This window comes from Bacillus sp. ms-22, assembly GCF_009759805.1.
Taxonomy (GTDB): Bacteria; Bacillota; Bacilli; order Bacillales; family Bacillaceae; genus Bacillus; species Bacillus xiamenensis.
Window position 1 is genome coordinate 2,926,456 of record NZ_CP046653.1, and the last position, 15,273, is coordinate 2,941,728.

The 15,273-nt window shown below is 40.7% G+C and carries 15 protein-coding genes and 1 tRNA gene; 1 reads left to right on the top strand and 15 read right to left on the bottom strand.

The window, feature by feature from the left end; genetic code table 11:
- Positions 1-28: 28 nt before the first annotated feature.
- The 5 genes from yhbH to queG form a co-directional block, all read right to left on the bottom strand.
- Positions 29-1,192 (bottom strand): sporulation protein YhbH, encoded by a 1,164-nt coding sequence (gene yhbH, locus GPA07_RS15230; RefSeq protein WP_008358696.1) that lies wholly within the window; start codon positions 1,190-1,192, stop codon positions 29-31.
- Between the two features lie 140 nt (positions 1,193-1,332).
- Positions 1,333-3,228 carry a PrkA family serine protein kinase gene (locus GPA07_RS15235; protein WP_071167857.1) on the bottom strand — a complete coding sequence of 632 codons (1,896 nt, stop codon included), beginning with the start codon at positions 3,226-3,228 and terminating at the stop codon, positions 1,333-1,335.
- Positions 3,229-3,716: 488 nt separating this feature from the next.
- A complete protein-coding gene (trmL, locus tag GPA07_RS15240; protein WP_003211950.1) occupies positions 3,717-4,190 on the bottom strand; it encodes a tRNA (uridine(34)/cytosine(34)/5-carboxymethylaminomethyluridine(34)-2'-O)-methyltransferase TrmL in 474 nt (157 codons plus the stop codon).
- 43 nt (positions 4,191-4,233) lie between these two features.
- Positions 4,234-5,136, bottom strand: coding sequence for an amidase domain-containing protein (locus GPA07_RS15245; protein WP_008358689.1), 903 nt, complete (start codon positions 5,134-5,136; stop codon positions 4,234-4,236).
- Positions 5,137-5,198: 62 nt separating this feature from the next.
- Positions 5,199-6,347, bottom strand: a complete 1,149-nt coding sequence (gene queG, locus GPA07_RS15250; protein WP_034739126.1) for a tRNA epoxyqueuosine(34) reductase QueG — start codon at positions 6,345-6,347, stop codon at positions 5,199-5,201.
- 83 nt (positions 6,348-6,430) lie between these two features.
- Here queG and GPA07_RS15255 point away from each other — a divergent pair, with 83 nt between their 5' ends.
- Positions 6,431-7,027 carry a hypothetical protein gene (locus GPA07_RS15255; protein ID WP_174549222.1) on the top strand — a complete coding sequence of 199 codons (597 nt, stop codon included), beginning with the start codon at positions 6,431-6,433 and terminating at the stop codon, positions 7,025-7,027.
- A gap of 97 nt (positions 7,028-7,124) precedes the next feature.
- Here GPA07_RS15255 and GPA07_RS15260 read toward each other — a convergent pair.
- The 10 genes from GPA07_RS15260 to GPA07_RS15305 all read right to left on the bottom strand — a co-directional run bounded on the left by GPA07_RS15260 (position 7,125) and on the right by GPA07_RS15305 (position 15,269).
- Positions 7,125-7,198, bottom strand: a tRNA-Gly gene (locus GPA07_RS15260).
- A 128-nt stretch (positions 7,199-7,326) separates the two neighbouring features.
- Entirely contained in the window at positions 7,327-7,980 is a 654-nt protein-coding gene (locus GPA07_RS15265) for a hypothetical protein (RefSeq protein ID WP_157292917.1), read from the bottom strand.
- Between the two features lie 80 nt (positions 7,981-8,060).
- Positions 8,061-8,342, bottom strand: coding sequence for a hypothetical protein (locus tag GPA07_RS15270; RefSeq protein ID WP_008358682.1), 282 nt, complete (start codon positions 8,340-8,342; stop codon positions 8,061-8,063).
- On the bottom strand, positions 8,339-9,244 hold the full coding sequence (locus GPA07_RS15275) for a PqqD family protein (protein WP_157292918.1): 906 nt from the start codon (positions 9,242-9,244) through the stop codon (positions 8,339-8,341). Before GPA07_RS15275 ends, GPA07_RS15270 begins: the two co-directional genes overlap by 4 nt.
- A complete protein-coding gene (locus tag GPA07_RS15280; RefSeq protein WP_157292919.1) occupies positions 9,228-10,694 on the bottom strand; it encodes a hypothetical protein in 1,467 nt (488 codons plus the stop codon). Before GPA07_RS15280 ends, GPA07_RS15275 begins: the two co-directional genes overlap by 17 nt.
- Positions 10,672-11,418 (bottom strand): ABC transporter ATP-binding protein, encoded by a 747-nt coding sequence (locus GPA07_RS15285; RefSeq protein ID WP_008358675.1) that lies wholly within the window; start codon positions 11,416-11,418, stop codon positions 10,672-10,674. The genes GPA07_RS15280 and GPA07_RS15285 overlap by 23 nt, the downstream gene beginning before the upstream one ends.
- 115 nt (positions 11,419-11,533) lie before the next feature.
- A complete protein-coding gene (locus GPA07_RS15290) occupies positions 11,534-11,746 on the bottom strand; it encodes a hypothetical protein (protein ID WP_008358673.1) in 213 nt (70 codons plus the stop codon).
- Positions 11,747-12,289: 543 nt separating this feature from the next.
- A complete protein-coding gene (ssuD, locus tag GPA07_RS15295; RefSeq protein ID WP_008358669.1) occupies positions 12,290-13,432 on the bottom strand; it encodes an FMNH2-dependent alkanesulfonate monooxygenase in 1,143 nt (380 codons plus the stop codon).
- Between the two features lie 14 nt (positions 13,433-13,446).
- On the bottom strand, positions 13,447-14,199 hold the full coding sequence (locus GPA07_RS15300; RefSeq protein WP_406566832.1) for an ABC transporter permease: 753 nt from the start codon (positions 14,197-14,199) through the stop codon (positions 13,447-13,449).
- 80 nt (positions 14,200-14,279) lie between these two features.
- A complete protein-coding gene (locus GPA07_RS15305) occupies positions 14,280-15,269 on the bottom strand; it encodes an aliphatic sulfonate ABC transporter substrate-binding protein (RefSeq protein ID WP_008358665.1) in 990 nt (329 codons plus the stop codon).
- Positions 15,270-15,273: the final 4 nt, after the last annotated feature.

The window sequence follows — 15,273 nt, forward strand, 5'->3', positions numbered from 1 at the left end:
TGCTGAAAGGTTTTTTCAAATGTTCTCTTTAAGAAAGAACTTCTTCCTGCTGAAAAAATTTTTTTAATGCGAGAAAAACGTCCGGTTTTTGCTTCAAAATATAATGCTTAAATTTCTCATCCTGAATATGCTTATATGCTGACATTAACGTCGAATGTCGGTTATATTGATTCACTTCACCATAACAGAATAGGTTGGCTTTTTTCATAATCTCAGAAACGAGCTTCACGCACCTGGCATTGTCAGAGGTCAAATTGTCACCATCTGAAAAATGAAAAGGATAAATATTATATCGTGACGGTGGATATCGTTCGTCTATAAGCTCCAGTGCCTTTCGATAGACAGACGAGCAAATGGTTCCCCCGCTCTCACCACGAGAAAAGAAATGCTCCTCATCTACGACCTTTGCCTCCGTATGGTGGGCAATGAATTCAATATCGACCGTCTCATACTTTGTCCGTAAGAAACGTGTCATCCAAAAGAAAAAGCTCCTCGCCATATACTTTTCCCAAAGTCCCATACTACCGCTCGTATCCATCATCGCTAGGACAACCGCCTTCGACTCTGGTTTAGTGACTTCATTCCACGTCTTATATTTGATATCCTCTGGATAGATGGGATAAAAGGAAGGGCTTCCTATCATCGCATTTCGTTTAAATGCCGACAGCATCGTTCGTTTTTTATGGATATTGCCTGTTAGCCCCGTTTTGCGAATATCATTAAACTCAATTTGCTCAACAATGATGTCGTCAAGCTCCTTTTGTTTAAGATTTGGCAGTTCTAATTCACGAAACAGCGCTTCCTCTAGATCCATTAATGAGACTTCTGCTTCGTAATAATCCTCACCTGCTTGATCTCCAGCCCCTTGCCCCTTCCCCTGTCCTTGCTTACTATCTGATCCATCCCGAGCGACCACATCGCCAACCTCGCTGTCTCCATCCCCTTGACCCACGTGCTTATTCTTATCATAGTTGTACCGAATTTTATATTCATCTAAAGAACGGATCGGAATTTTGACAACATCCTTGCCATTAGACATAATAATGCTTTCCTCTGTGACAAGATCCGGCAAATTGTTTTTAATCGCCTCTTTGACTTTTTTCTGATGACGCTGCTGGTCGTCAAAGCCTTTTCGATGGAGGGACCAGTCTTCCTGTGAAACAATAAACTGACTTTTTTCTTGCCGGGACATCCATCCCCCTCCTCACCTTTTTGCACACTTCTTGTAATCAATGATTCCTTTATCGTATGCTGCCTGTCATCGAAATGACGATTATTTCTAAAAAAGACATTATCGGTGCGGGTTTGCGCCAATAATGCCTCCTTCATTTATTAACGATTCAGAAGACTGCCTACATATTTTAAGAGTTCATTTGCGCTTGTGGAATTATAGCCATGCTCATCAATCAACCGAGCCACTACTTCATTGACCTTTTTCAACTGCTGTTCATCTGGCGTTTTCGTCGATGTCGTAATTTTCACTACATCTTTCAGATCCGCAAAGAGCTTCTTCTGAATGGCTTCTCGTAATCTCTCATGCGAATTATAATCAAAGCGTTTGCCCTTTCTCGCATAAGCGGAAATACGAATCAGAATTTCTTCTCGAAATGCCTTTTTGGCGTTTTCAGAAATACCGATCTGTTCCTCAATGGAACGCATGAGTTTTTCATCAGGATTCATTTCTTCACCTGTTAACGGATCACGCAGTTTGTTTTTATTGCAGTAAGCCTCGACATTATCCAAATAATTATCCATGAGCGTTTTCGCAGATTCTTCATAGGAATACACAAATGCCTTTTGAACTTCCTTCTTCGCTATATCGTCATACTCTTTACGCGCAACTGAAATAAAATTCAAATAACGCTCCTTGTCTTCGCTTGAAATGGACGGATGCTGATCAAGCCCTTCTTTTAAGGAACGAAGAACATCCAGCGCATTGATCGATTCCATATTCTTTCGAATAATGGTGGATGAAATGCGGTTAATGACATACCTCGGGTCAATTCCGCTCATTCCTTCGTCATGAAATTCCTTTTTCATCTCATCAATGTCAGCCGATTGAAAGCCTTCGACACTTTCCCCATCATACAGACGCATTTTTTTCACCAAATCTATATCAGACCGCTTCGGCTCTTTGAGTCTCGTCAAAATAGAAAACATTGCGGCCACCTTCAGCGTATGCGGTGCAATATGAACATCTGAGACATCACTTTCTGAAATCATTTTATGATAAATGCGTTCCTCCTCTGTCACCTTTAAATTATAAGGAATAGGCATCACAATAATTCTTGAATGCAGTGCCTCGTTCTTTTTATTAGAAATAAATGACCGGTACTCCGTTTCATTCGTATGCGCCACAATTAATTCATCCGCACTAATTAACGCAAAACGGCCCGCCTTAAAATTTCCCTCCTGCGTTAAGGACAGAAGGTGCCATAGAAATTTCTCATCACACTTTAACATCTCTTGAAATTCCATCATCCCGCGGTTTGCTTTATTAAGTTCCCCATCAAACCGGTACGCACGAGGATCTGATTCTGATCCAAATTCAGCAATGGTTGAAAAATCAATGCTTCCTGTTAAATCAGCAATGTCCTGCGATTTCGGATCAGACGGACTGAAGGTACCAATACCGGTCCGTTTGTCCTCTGAGAAGAAAATACGTTCCACCCTTACATCCTCAATGCGGCCGCCATATTCCTCTTCCAGCCTCATCATATTCAGTGGAGATAGATTCCCCTGCACACGTATGCCATATTCTCTATAGAAATCTTCCCGCAGATTTTGTGGAATCAGATGAAGCGGATCTTCATGCATTGGGCAGCCTTTGATCGCATAAACTGCGCCATTATCTGTCAGTGAATATTCTTCAAGCCCTCGTTTCAGCCTTGTCACTAACGTGGATTTCCCGCCACTGACTGGACCCATTAACAATAAAATACGCTTTCTGACATCTAATCGCTTAGCAGCAGGGTGAAAATATTCTTCTACTAGCCTTTCCAGTGATTCCTCTAATCCAAAAAGCTCCTGATCAAAAAATTTGTAGGTTCTGACCCCATTCTCCTCTTCAATCCCGCTGTCTTTAATCATATGATAAACGCGAGAATGAGCAGATTGAGCGACCAGTGGATTTTCCTTAATAATGTCTAAATAATCGCTGAATGTGCCTTCCCATTTAAGACGCTGCTCTTCTTCTCTGTGCTGTTCAATTTTCTTTAAAATATCCATATGAACCTCCTCTTTCAAGATTGAAGCTAGAAATCAGATACTGTTTTACAATCTATGCGGAGGCGTCCTATTACATGCTTTCGTTCTTCAAAATGACGAATTGGCAAACTGAATTGACAACCATCTGCAAGACCCTTCATAATAAAGGAAAAACAGGAGAAAAATGATCTTCTTCTCCTGCTTTTCAAGGCGAACTTCACAACATATGAAACCGGCAGCGAAGGAACAAAGGGATAAGGGGGAGCTTATATGAGAACGGTCATTATGATGGGCGTCATCATTACGTTTTTAGTATCCATTTTCACAGCTGGCTACGAAGGCAAGCCTGGTAAATGAAAAAAAGGATGTTCCATCAGCGGAACATCCTTTTTTATTTAGTTCGTTGTTTTCTACGCTTTCATATCAAGCTCGATTGACTGACACCTGAAGCGAAGTCGGCGTGACCGCTAAAAAAAGCCAAGATAGGAATCCCGGCTTACATTATGACCTTATATCAGATCCCGATATTGCTGCTGGCGAAGCGCCTCATAAACTAGGATCGCTGCCGTATTGGACAGGTTAAGTGAACGAACATGCTCTGTCATCGGTAAACGAAGACAGCGGTCCATATTGCGTTCAATTAAATCTTTCGGCAATCCACTTGTTTCTCTGCCAAAAACGAAGAAATAGTCTTCATCTAACTGAGAGTAATCAAACGTTGTATGCGGCTTTTGACCAAATTTCGTAATATAGAAAAATTGTCCCTTCGGATGCGCCTCAAACAATTCATCCAATGAATCATGATAGACGACATTGGCATATTTCCAATAATCGAGTCCTGCACGCTTCAGCATTTTGTCATCTGTCGAAAAACCAAGCGGACGAATCAGATGGAGTGTTGTATTTGTTGCTGCACATGTACGCGCAATATTTCCAGTATTAGCTGGAATTTCTGGTTGATATAAAACGACATGAAGTCCCAAAAAAGTTCACCTCTAATTTTCTTTTCCGCTCAACATTATACCATTAACTATCTTTCGCGGCATCGTCCAAAATGTGAAAAAACGTATAACGGATAGCTGGTGTATAAGCGGTTGAATCCTCATATGACCAGTACCGCATGCGGCTGTCATACGTCTGTGCATTCACAAGAGGCATCCCGCCTTTATCATGGTCAACGACAATCGTTGTATGATTATACCTTCCATCCCCCTCAAAATCGTAGCAAATGACATCACCAATTTGAAGCTCCTGCGGCTCCTTCAGCTTCTTCGCTCTTAATCCTGCTTTAGAATTCGCTAAATAATTTTTCATCGAATGTGCCACCGTCCAGCTGTAGCTCCACGTATGTGAACGCACCCACCAGCCTGATCCGCGATTCGGATATCCTCTCATTGGTGCATTCCCTGCTTTTAGGCATTGCGAAATAAAATTTGTACAGTTATCTTCAAAATTTTTATAGGCTGGATTCCGTTTATTCCAGTACGTCTCCGCATATTGCACGGCTGCCCGCCGGTCATAGTGAAAGGCTCTCCCGAATTGTTCTTCGTGCTGGAAGCGCTCATCAACCTGCTCTTCGTTTTGCCGTTCCTCTTGTACCATACGATCCTTCACAAGCATGTCATGATAAAGAAACGCTTCTCTTTTCTCAACCTGTTCCTCTAAATAAAAAGAATCGTCTATATCCTTACAGACATAAGTGAGATGCGCAAGATATTCCACTTGCTGAACGCCATCATCTTGAATCATGGAACCTAGAAGTTTTGCTTTTGCTTTCGCCTTCACAATCTCAACCTGTCTTCTAGCAAAAAGCTCTTTTTTCCGTTCCACTGCGTCCACATCCGACACAAGCTGCGGCTGTTTGATCGTACTGCCATTTAATAAATAGGCCAGCCTGTCTTCTAACGTTTGCTCTAATAATTGTTTCACACAGACACCACCAAACTTTTTTTTAAAATCTCTGTTTGGTTCATTCTATGTTCAAAGGGATGTTATTTAGTATTTAAAGGTGTCTGTAACAGCTCGATCCCTTTGATGATCTCTTGTTTTGCTTCTTCATCACTTTCCCGCTCAAGGGCTTTTTCCAGCTCTGACAGCTGCTGCTCATCGCCAATTTTGCCAATTGCCCAAGCGGCTGTGCCTCGAATGACCGGCCTTGGATCTTTATGCATCAGTTCAACCAAATCTGGCAAGGCAGATGTATCTTTAAAGTGAGCAAGTGCCAAAATGGCATTCCGCTGAATAGGCTTTTTCCCACGCCATGATCCCGAAACATGACCGTACTTCTCCTTAAACTCACGATTGCTGATCGTCAGCAGCGGCTTTAAGAGCGGCTTTGCAATTTCAGGGTCCGGCTCCATTTCAGGATGCAGATGAAAGTCCTTCCCTTTATTGATTGGGCAAACTATTTGGCACGTATCACATCCATACAATCGATTCCCTATTTTCGAACGAAATTCGTCAGGTAAAAACCCTTTTGTCTGAGTTAAAAACGAAATACACCTTTGAGAATTCAATTGTCCTGGATTCACAAGAGCACCGGTTGGACATGAGTCCACACATTTATTGCATGTCCCGCACTGTTCTTCAATTTTCTCATCCGGTTCAAACGGGACATTTGTGATCATTTCAGCCAAGTACACATAAGATCCGAACTCAGGTGTGATAATCATACAGTTCTTTGCACTAAAGCCAATGCCAGCACGTTCTGCTACAGCACGATCAGACAGTTCACCTGTATCCACCATTGATTTCGTACGTATATCTTCATGCTTGCTTCGCAAAAATTCCTCGAGCATATCAAGCTTTTTTTTCAGTACAACATGATAATCCGTTCCCCATGAAGCCCTGCAAAAGATTCCTCTTCTCGCATCCTTTGTACTGCGGGGAGCATCTTTCATTTTGGAAGGATAAGCGAGCGCAATGGCAACAATTGATTTTGCTTTTGGAAGCAGCAAAGCAGGATTTGTTCGTTTTTCGATATCAGGTTCTTCAAAGCCGGACAAATACCCCAACGATTCATGTAAGATGAGGCGGTCCTTTAATGAATCAAATGTATCAGCACTTGCAAATCGAATTTTATCGACACCAATTTCGTTCGCATATTGAATCAATTCTTCTTTTAATTGTCCAACATGAATCACCTTGCAAACCTCCTTTCTTTGTTTCTTCAGTTGTTTTCAGTATAATACGAGTGTATCATGACCGATTGGAGTGAGTCACTGTGAAGATACATATGGAAATTTCTCAACCTCAAAGCCCGTCTATCCATGTTGGACAGATTGAATATTCACATATTGAGGTAGGAAAGTCACCTCAAATGCTAAAAGGCCGATTACGCCTGTTTCAAGAATCTTTATTTTTCGAGTATGAGGATCAACTCTTGGAAGAAGTGCCAGAGATCAAAGAATGGACTGGTCTTTTAGAAGGCGTCCCTTTTCTTCCCCTTCTTTCTGATATTCAAAAGGAACAATTTATTGACTCGACCAATTCCGTACAGGATTTGTCGATATTTTTTTCGTTAAAATATTTCTTGCCTATCCTTACATTAGATGCCGATCGTCTTAAAGACCCATTGTCATTGACAAAGACTGATACGGGTCATATTGAATGGCAGGACGGTGCAGGTCTTAAAGGGTTATTTTCTCAGGCAAGTCAAGCACACATTTCCCAGGACACAGAGAACATTCTTCAAATTATCCTCTTCCCGCCATCTATTTCCCGGGAAAAGAGTGAAGCGCTTATACAATCCTTGACGAAGATGTTTATACAAATACATGGTGGAGAAAGTAAATATGAACTCATGGAAAAAGCACTGTAGGCTGACAGTGCTTTTTCCATTATACTGACATAATAAAAAACGCAACACTTCGTTTATCTATGAAACGAAATACTGCGTTATACACAAAATTATGTATTGGAGCGGGTGATGAGAATCGAACTCACGACATCAGCTTGGAAGGCTGAGGTTTTACCACTAAACTACACCCGCATCAATCTTTTAAAGACAACATCATTGCGTTGACTTTTATTATGTTACAACTTTCTTCATCATTCGTCAAGAGAATATGAAAATTTTTCGTCAAAAAATCTTCATATTCTCCATATATATTACGATAGTTATTTGTCTAGCTGTATATAAAATAAATAGGCCTGCGACATATTCTTCAGTGCTTGCTTCGGGTTCTTCTCAACTTGCTCTAGAAAAGGCGAATTCCCATTTTTCCCCATTGACGCTGTGTACGCAATGAGCGCTTTTTCTCCTGAAGCCAATGTAACAGATTCTGATTGTGCAGAAAATACATAATCACTTACTTTGAATGGAAAACTTGATGTAGCTTTCGTCACATCATTCTTTTTGTCTGACCAAATACTAAATTGTGATGTATATGTATCTTTCTCATGGTTTAATTGAAAGAGCACATTCAGCGTTTGATCAGTTCCATCTTGATGTAAAGTAAAAGTGGCAGATGATGCTTCTTTATCAATTAGCCGGCCATTTTTGTAATGACTCCCAATAAAAGTGATACTCTTATTCTTCTTCGTTAGTCCTTTCAATGTAAGAGCCACCATTTCATTTGGGGTTGATGCATCGAGTAAGTTTTTTTCTTTCTTTGTCAGTTTCATGTTTTCGATGGTCACTTGTTTTTTAGAGACAGGCTCTGTTTCTATTTTAGATACCGTCTTCTCTGTCGTCGGTGTTTCTGCCGCCTTCTCGCTGCATCCTGCTAATAGAAAAACAGATAATAAAAGAATACTCCATTTTTTAATCATTAATAATCCCCTTTTATATGTTTATTCTTCATTATACTAAAATTTGGTTGAATAGACAAAAAAAGATTAGGATAGTTCTCCTAATCTTTCATTTTTTTCTGCTTCATCGACGAGAGCAGTGCCACAATGAGAAAACTCACAGCAAAAATCACAACCATATAAATAAAAAAATTTGGCTTGATTTGGAATGTAAAAGCTGATGAACCTTCCATCTCAAAAGCAAGACTGTTAAATAATAATTCATCATTTGTTTTTGATTGAAATAAATGATAGAACAATACACCAATTGTCAGCATTGGATAGCCTAAAAATCCTAGAAAACTACCAACAATTGCCCCTTGTTTTATTGCTTGAACGTTCATGATCGTTGTCCTCCCATCCCACCAAGCAATAGCTGCTTTATAATAGACTTCCCATCTCCCATAAACGGAAGAAGATAGAGCAATTGAATAAAATACGTGATTGAAAAAATGAAAAAGCCTGTCGAAATCGGATTTTCATCCAAAAATAAAACAGTCACAATGATTCCAGCTGCCCCGATTACACCAGGCAAGAGCGGACCAAGCAGTGTAATCCATACTTGTTTTTTCTGAAATGGCTCTAGTACAGGTCTCACAAATTTCACGGACATCATATCGCTCGCAAAAAAACCTTGTGGACCATCCCGGCCGGCGAACTTCCGGTGTGCATACCCATGTGCCGCCTCATGCAAGGCGGTTCCAGTTATTAATCCGAAATAAATAATCGTAAAATAAATGGCGATGGCCGCAATTGATGGATCTGGAATAAATAAAAAGGCGATTCCAGCCATGATCATAAAGAGCATCCAGAAAAAGATGATTTTGCGCGTTACCATGAGCAAAGCAGTCCCCAATAGGTGAAGGAATGAATGCCCTGTGCAATCAAACCGCTCCTTCATCTTTACTTGATACTGCTTAAAAAATTGACAGCAGGCTGTCACAGCCCGATATGGCGATTGATAATGAATCGATAACAAATGATGCTGATTCAGCCCCATCATCAGTTGATAGAAATCACGAGCAATCACAGACTCATCGACCTGAAACAAATCAGCCAGCTCTGCTGTAATACTTGCCTCTGTCCTCTGACCATCAACTTTCGTTAACATATGATATGCACTTTCATTGATCGGAAGTGAACTTCCATACTGCGTATCAGTCAGATGCCTTTTTTGTAAGGTCACATACGGCGCAAGTGCCGGTATCCGCTCAATCTTTAGCTTACTGTTAAGAAGTTGAATCATGTGAATACCTCCATGAAAAACCTTTATATATGGCAAAGATGAGCAGACATTCAAATCCTGCCACAAGCAGCCACTGAAGCGTTTGACTCGATTCCCCTATCACATAATTTCCAATAAAGACAATCGGAATCATGATTAAAATAAGCGCTCCAAACGAAAAAATGCCTGTGTATGGATTATTTCGATCAAGAGGCAGTAAGATACCCACCACATAAAACAGAGCAGTCGCATTACACAAGACAGTGGCACCAAGCAAAACGATCCAGATCTGATCAGGGAGTGTCAATGTTGTGATCATAAATAAAGCCATTTGCATCACACCAACGAGCAAAAGTCCTAGAAACTTATAAAGAGCCACTTCCCACGACCTTAGACCAAATGTTTTATACATGCCAAGCATTCGTTTATCATTGCCAAATGAATTAAAGGCTGTTAATCCAGCTAAAGCACATAGGACAAAAAAAGCTTCTCCATCAAAACGGAAGGCAAACTGATAACGAACAAATAAGATCACAATGAGGAGAATGAGAAAGTTTAAAATATTTTCTTCATTTCGCACCTGTGACTTCATTTCCTTTACAATGAGTGACCACTTTTTTGAAGATGAAAATGGCAGTTTGTGCAGAAAGGTTAACGCTTTTTTCTCAGCCATAATCGGCATCAAAGCGAGAGAAATAAATGCGCCGCCCGCAGATAATAGGATGAAGAGGGTCAACATTGCAGGATTCACCCCATCAGGAGACATCCCTTGTGCCGCTAAGAAAAACGGTGTTGTCAAATACATCAAATGATAATCAAACTGTACATATGATTGCTGTATTTGGTTGATGTCGAAATGCGTCATGCCATACGCTACAACCAACACCAATAAAACAAATATCGCTGCAAATTTTTGCAACGGTAATTTTAACTTTAGTACGAGTAAATAAGTCATGTTATAAATGAGCTGAAGCAGCGTTAAGACGAACAGCGATTGCAGCAGCACCATCAAAAAGAACGTAAAGATAAAGAAAATACCCATTCCTTGAGCAATAAAATTAGGCAAAAGCAAGATACCGATAAAAAACAAAACAAGCCCTGTCACCACTATCACCATCGGAATGAAGTAACCTAGACTTTTCTGAAAAGTGGAAAGCGGAAACCAGCTGAGCTGCATAGAAAAACGATCTTGTTCAGGTGTTCTGACTTTGATCAGCACAAATAACAAGCTGGTAAAAATGGATGCATTGATGGCCATCGACACAACCAACAACCCAAGTGAACGTTCATCTCCATTTAAGAACGCCTTCATAAAGACACCGGTAAAGCTGTATCCAATGATGGCTCCCATTGTGACGGCAAACAAAAAGAATAAGACCACAATGATTCGCTTCGTTTGAGTATCAAAGAGCTTATACATCTCCTGCTGCCACATTTTAAGCATCATTTTAGAAATGATTAATGATTTCATCAAAATGTGCACCCCTATCACTTAACATTGAAGCTTTCAGAAACACCTGTTCCAGTGTGCTTGATTGATACTTCTCTTTTAAAGCTGAAACTGTTCCTTCATCCATTTTATTTCCTTTAGAAATAATGGCGATTTTGTGGCACAGCTCTTCAGCTGAAAGCATATCATGCGTTGAAAGCAAAATTGCACCATGGTGCTCGGCATAACGTTTCATCAGTTTCTTTGTGTTTATAACCGCTTCAATATCAAGTCCTCTAAAGGGCTCATCCATGATCACCAGTTGACTATCAAGCATAAAGGCAGCAATCAGCTGTGTCTTTTTTTTCATCCCATGTGAATAGGTTTCAATCGGTCTAGATAAAGCCGATTCCATATCGAACAATTCAATTAGTTGATTTCTTCTTTGAATTGTTTTACATTCATACATAGAAGAAACAAACTCTAAATATTCAGCACCAGTCAATGCTTCAGGGAGCAGCAGGTCATCTGGAACATAGGCTACTTGTTTTTTAAAGGATGGATCATCATTTGTGACATCCTTTATATGAATCGTTCCTTCTGTATGCTTAATAATCCCGAGTATACAGTTAATCATCGTTGTTTTACCGGATCCATTCGGTCCAGCAACAGCAACGATTTGATGAGGGGCGATCTTTAAATGAAAATCATTGACAGCAGTCACATTATTTTTATACGTCTTGGTTAAATTCTCGATCGTAAACATATAACCTCCAAGTGTCTGCATATTCTTTAAAAACAGATCAGGCTAAACCGCCCGCCACAGACGGTTTAGCCCTGGTGTCTTATCCTAGAAGTAAAAAGATGAATCCTAAGTATAGCTACTTACATTCAATTTGGACTTTTAAGCCACTTTCCCACTGAACGGCTCCTGTAAAGCTGCCCTTGCCGTTTGCTAAACACCAAACTGCTGCTCCTAGAACAACTGTTGCTCCCAATCCGAGAAGGACTGCAATAAATACTAAGAACCAAGCTTGGTCCATAATAGCAGGTTCCATAGTGGAATAGTCAACTTGCGGCGCTGCATAAGTCATACTTTTCACCTCCCAGCTTATGATGATCGTATCATAGGCGTCACACTTCAAACATCAACAGAAGATCCCATTTTTGAGGGAACGTACTTTCGCTGAAAATGTGACTTTTTATTCAATTACTCCCTTTCGACTGGATAGACACTCTCTATTTTACTATTTTCTACCACAACAGAATGCCCATAAAACCCATATAATGTCAATAAAACCATCTTTTTTCTGTTTCTTTTCAAATAGTTCATTTTTATCATCTCTTCTATATATTCTTTCATTTTTGTAAGCTAGAAAGAATTCCCCCGATATATCAGATATAAAAGTCCTGTTTATATGTCGTTAACAGACCAATTATGAAATATTTACTGATGATTCGGACAAAAGAGTGAGTATATTTTCCTTCTTCTCTTGCCACTCGAAATATGTATATACAAGAAAGCGCATTGGGAAAAAAGCCCTTACCTTCTTCAACCGCACACACCTTTTTACGTTCTTGTTTTTCTATATAAAAAAGCAAAGCAGCCACACTCGCTGGGCTGCTTTGCTTTTCATTTATGACGAACTTGCAGCAGAGGCTGTATCAGGGAAGTAATGGTTCCCTATAATTTCTCCAGCTGGCACATGAAGTCTTGCATCACCATTTCTTTTAAATGGAAGAAGCGGGAAAACAAGTTCTGCTAAATGATAAGCCTCTTCTAAGTGCGGATAACCAGAAAAGATAAATGTATCAATACCGAGAGATTGATATTCTACGATACGTTCTGCCACTGTTTGCGGGTCACCGACGAGCGCTGTTCCGGCACCGCCACGAACTAAACCAATGCCTGCCCAAAGATTCGGGCTAATTTCAAGCTTTTCTTTATTCCCTTGATGTAATTCAACCATTCGTTTTTGCCCTACTGAGTCCATCCCTTGTAAAGCCTTTTGCGCCTCATCAATCGTCTTTTGATCTAAATGACGAATCAGATGTTCCGCTGCCTGCCAAGCCTCATCTTCCGTTTCTCTCACAATCACATGAAGACGAATACCAAACTTCACCGTTCTTCCTTCCTTTTCAGCCTGCTTCTTCACTTGTGCGATTTTTTCCTTTACTTGTGCAGGCGGCTCGCCCCAAGTTAAATAAACATCTGTATGCTTTGCAGCTGTTTGAATTCCTGCTTCTGATGATCCACCAAAAAAGACGGGTGGATGTGGCGTTTGAGCTGGTGGAAATAGCAACTGTCCATTTTGTGATTGCAAATGCTTTCCTTGAAACTGCACCTTCTCCCCTTTCAATAGCCGCTTCCAAATGGTTAAAAATTCCTCTGTTGCCTCGTAGCGTTCATCATGAGAAATCAATAGCCCATCACCTGCAAGTTCTTCTTTACTTCCGCCCGCCACAACATTGATCAGCAGCCTCCCGCCTGAAAGTCGATCGAGTGTGGAGGTCATTCTAGCAGCAACAGACGGCTGCATCAAACCCGGCCGCAAAGCCACAAGAAACTTTAAATGAGTTGTTTCTGCCGCTAAAGCAGCAGCCGTCAGCCATGGATCTTCACAAGATCTTCCTGTAGGCAGCAAGACCCCCGTATAACCAAGCTGATCTGCAGCTTGAGCAATTTGTTTAAAATATGGATAGTCTGCCTGTCTTGCACCTTTTGATGATCCTAAATAACGACCATCCCCGTGCGTTGGAATAAACCATAGAATATTCATCACATCGCCTCCAATTATTTTTCACCTTGATAACTTGTGCGCCACCTAAGCAGACGCTTTTCTAACAGACGTACAAATGAATCTGTCACTTTACCAACTACCGCAAAGATGATAATCCCTACAAACACTTTATCCGTTTGCGAGAATTGCCTTGCATCCATAATCATATAGCCGACACCACTGCTCGACCCCATTAATTCAGCCACGACTAAACCAAGCCAGGCAATGCCCAATGAAAGCCTCACGCCCAGAAGAATATGTGGAAGGGCAGCAGGTAAAATCAGCTTTGTGATGTTTTGATACAGATTAAACTCTAAAGCGCGAGCCACATCAAACAGCTTATTGTCTACACTGCGAATCCCTAAAAAGGTATTAATATAGATTGGAAAAAAAGCCCCAAGTGCAATTAACAAAATTTTCGCTGATTCATCAAAACCAAACCAAAGAATAAATAAAGGTGTCACCGCTAAATGAGGAACTGTTCTCAGCATCTGCAAGGTCGGATCTACATACTGCTCTGTTTTCCTAGAAAAACCGACACACACGCCCATCACAAGTCCTAAACCTCCCCCAAGTAAAAACCCGCAAATCGCTCTGTAAAGACTGATATAAAGATGGCCAAACAGCTCACCGGAACGGATCAACTCTCGAAAAGATTCCGCAATGACAGTGGGGGCAGGAAGTACAGTCGAAGAAACGATTTGGAAACCAGCAGTTACCTGCCAAATCACAATGAGTAAAACAGGTAATACAAGTCCTTTTAACATGATCAAGGATGAAGCTTTTCTCCTCTTTTTCTTCGGTCTCTCGGTTTTAGTCACAAGAGCTGGATTAGATACAGCTTTCATCAATTCTTCTCCTCTTTTAACATTTTTTCAATAAACGAATTATCTACCACCTGACTGACATCAATCTTCCGCTGAATCGCCTTTGTTTGATATTGAAAATCAGCTGTATGCTGCTGGGCATTTATGATCTTCTTAGAAATGGGCTCATTGAGCGGCTCTGTATTGTTTAATACTTGTGTCACTACCTTCTGATCTAACTGCTTCAAACGAGCATATAGTGTAATGGCTTCCTGTTGATTTGCTTTCTGCCATTTCACCGCTTTGTCATAAACTTTTAAAAATTGCACCACCAGTTCAGGATGCTGATCGGCAAACTTGGTTCTGACAAGTGTGAATCCTGGAGAATATAAATCGGTCGCTTCTCCATTGACCAGCAGTTTTGCCCCTTTTTGTATCGTTTCAAGTGATAAGAACGGCTCCCAAATCGCCCAAGCATCAACAGACCCATTCTCAAACGCAGATATTGCTTCATCCGGCTGCAACTGAATGATCTGAACATCCTTTGCAGACAATCCTACCTGATCTAACACTTTGTATAAAAAGTCAAAACCACTGCTCCCTTTCGCAACAGCAATTTTTTTCCCTTTTAAATCTTCTACTTTTTGAATCTCACTGTTCTTGTTCACTAAAATCCCATTCGCCTTCAATCCATCCTGAGATAAACCAATTTCCTTAAAATCAATTCCTGCTGCCTGGCCAGCTATAACAGGTGAGTTACCAACCTGAGAAAAATCTAATTGATTAGCGGCCAGTCCTTCGAATTGGGGAGGACCACTTTGAAACTCCACCCACTTGACTTTCACACCTTCTTTTTCAAATGATTGTTCAAACCATCCTTTTTCCTTTGCTAAAAGTAGTGGACTTAGACTTTGCTGAATGCCAATCCGAATCTCTTTCGGCTTGTTTTCTGATCCATTGACGCTTTGATCACACCCTGCTAATACAAGGAGGAGAACCAGAAAGAGAGCGATTCTATTTTGCCTTTTCATCCGA

What these genes read in the sequence shown, in the direction of transcription:
- GPA07_RS15265 (WP_157292917.1), bottom strand. Translation starts at nt 7,980, where the DNA reads ATGATTAAAAAATGGAGTATTCTTTTATTATCTGTTTTTCTATTAGCA.
- yhbH (WP_008358696.1), bottom strand. Translation starts at nt 1,192, where the DNA reads ATGTCCCGGCAAGAAAAAAGTCAGTTTATTGTTTCACAGGAAGACTGG.
- GPA07_RS15305 (WP_008358665.1), bottom strand. Translation starts at nt 15,269, where the DNA reads ATGAAAAGGCAAAATAGAATCGCTCTCTTTCTGGTTCTCCTCCTTGTA.
- ssuD (WP_008358669.1), bottom strand. Translation starts at nt 13,432, where the DNA reads ATGAATATTCTATGGTTTATTCCAACGCACGGGGATGGTCGTTATTTA.
- GPA07_RS15300 (WP_406566832.1), bottom strand. Translation starts at nt 14,199, where the DNA reads ATGTTAAAAGGACTTGTATTACCTGTTTTACTCATTGTGATTTGGCAG.
- GPA07_RS15270 (WP_008358682.1), bottom strand. Translation starts at nt 8,342, where the DNA reads ATGAACGTTCAAGCAATAAAACAAGGGGCAATTGTTGGTAGTTTTCTA.
- GPA07_RS15285 (WP_008358675.1), bottom strand. Translation starts at nt 11,418, where the DNA reads ATGTTTACGATCGAGAATTTAACCAAGACGTATAAAAATAATGTGACT.
- GPA07_RS15280 (WP_157292919.1), bottom strand. Translation starts at nt 10,694, where the DNA reads ATGAAATCATTAATCATTTCTAAAATGATGCTTAAAATGTGGCAGCAG.
- GPA07_RS15290 (WP_008358673.1), bottom strand. Translation starts at nt 11,746, where the DNA reads ATGACTTATGCAGCGCCGCAAGTTGACTATTCCACTATGGAACCTGCT.
- GPA07_RS15235 (WP_071167857.1), bottom strand. Translation starts at nt 3,228, where the DNA reads ATGGATATTTTAAAGAAAATTGAACAGCACAGAGAAGAAGAGCAGCGT.
- GPA07_RS15275 (WP_157292918.1), bottom strand. Translation starts at nt 9,244, where the DNA reads ATGATTCAACTTCTTAACAGTAAGCTAAAGATTGAGCGGATACCGGCA.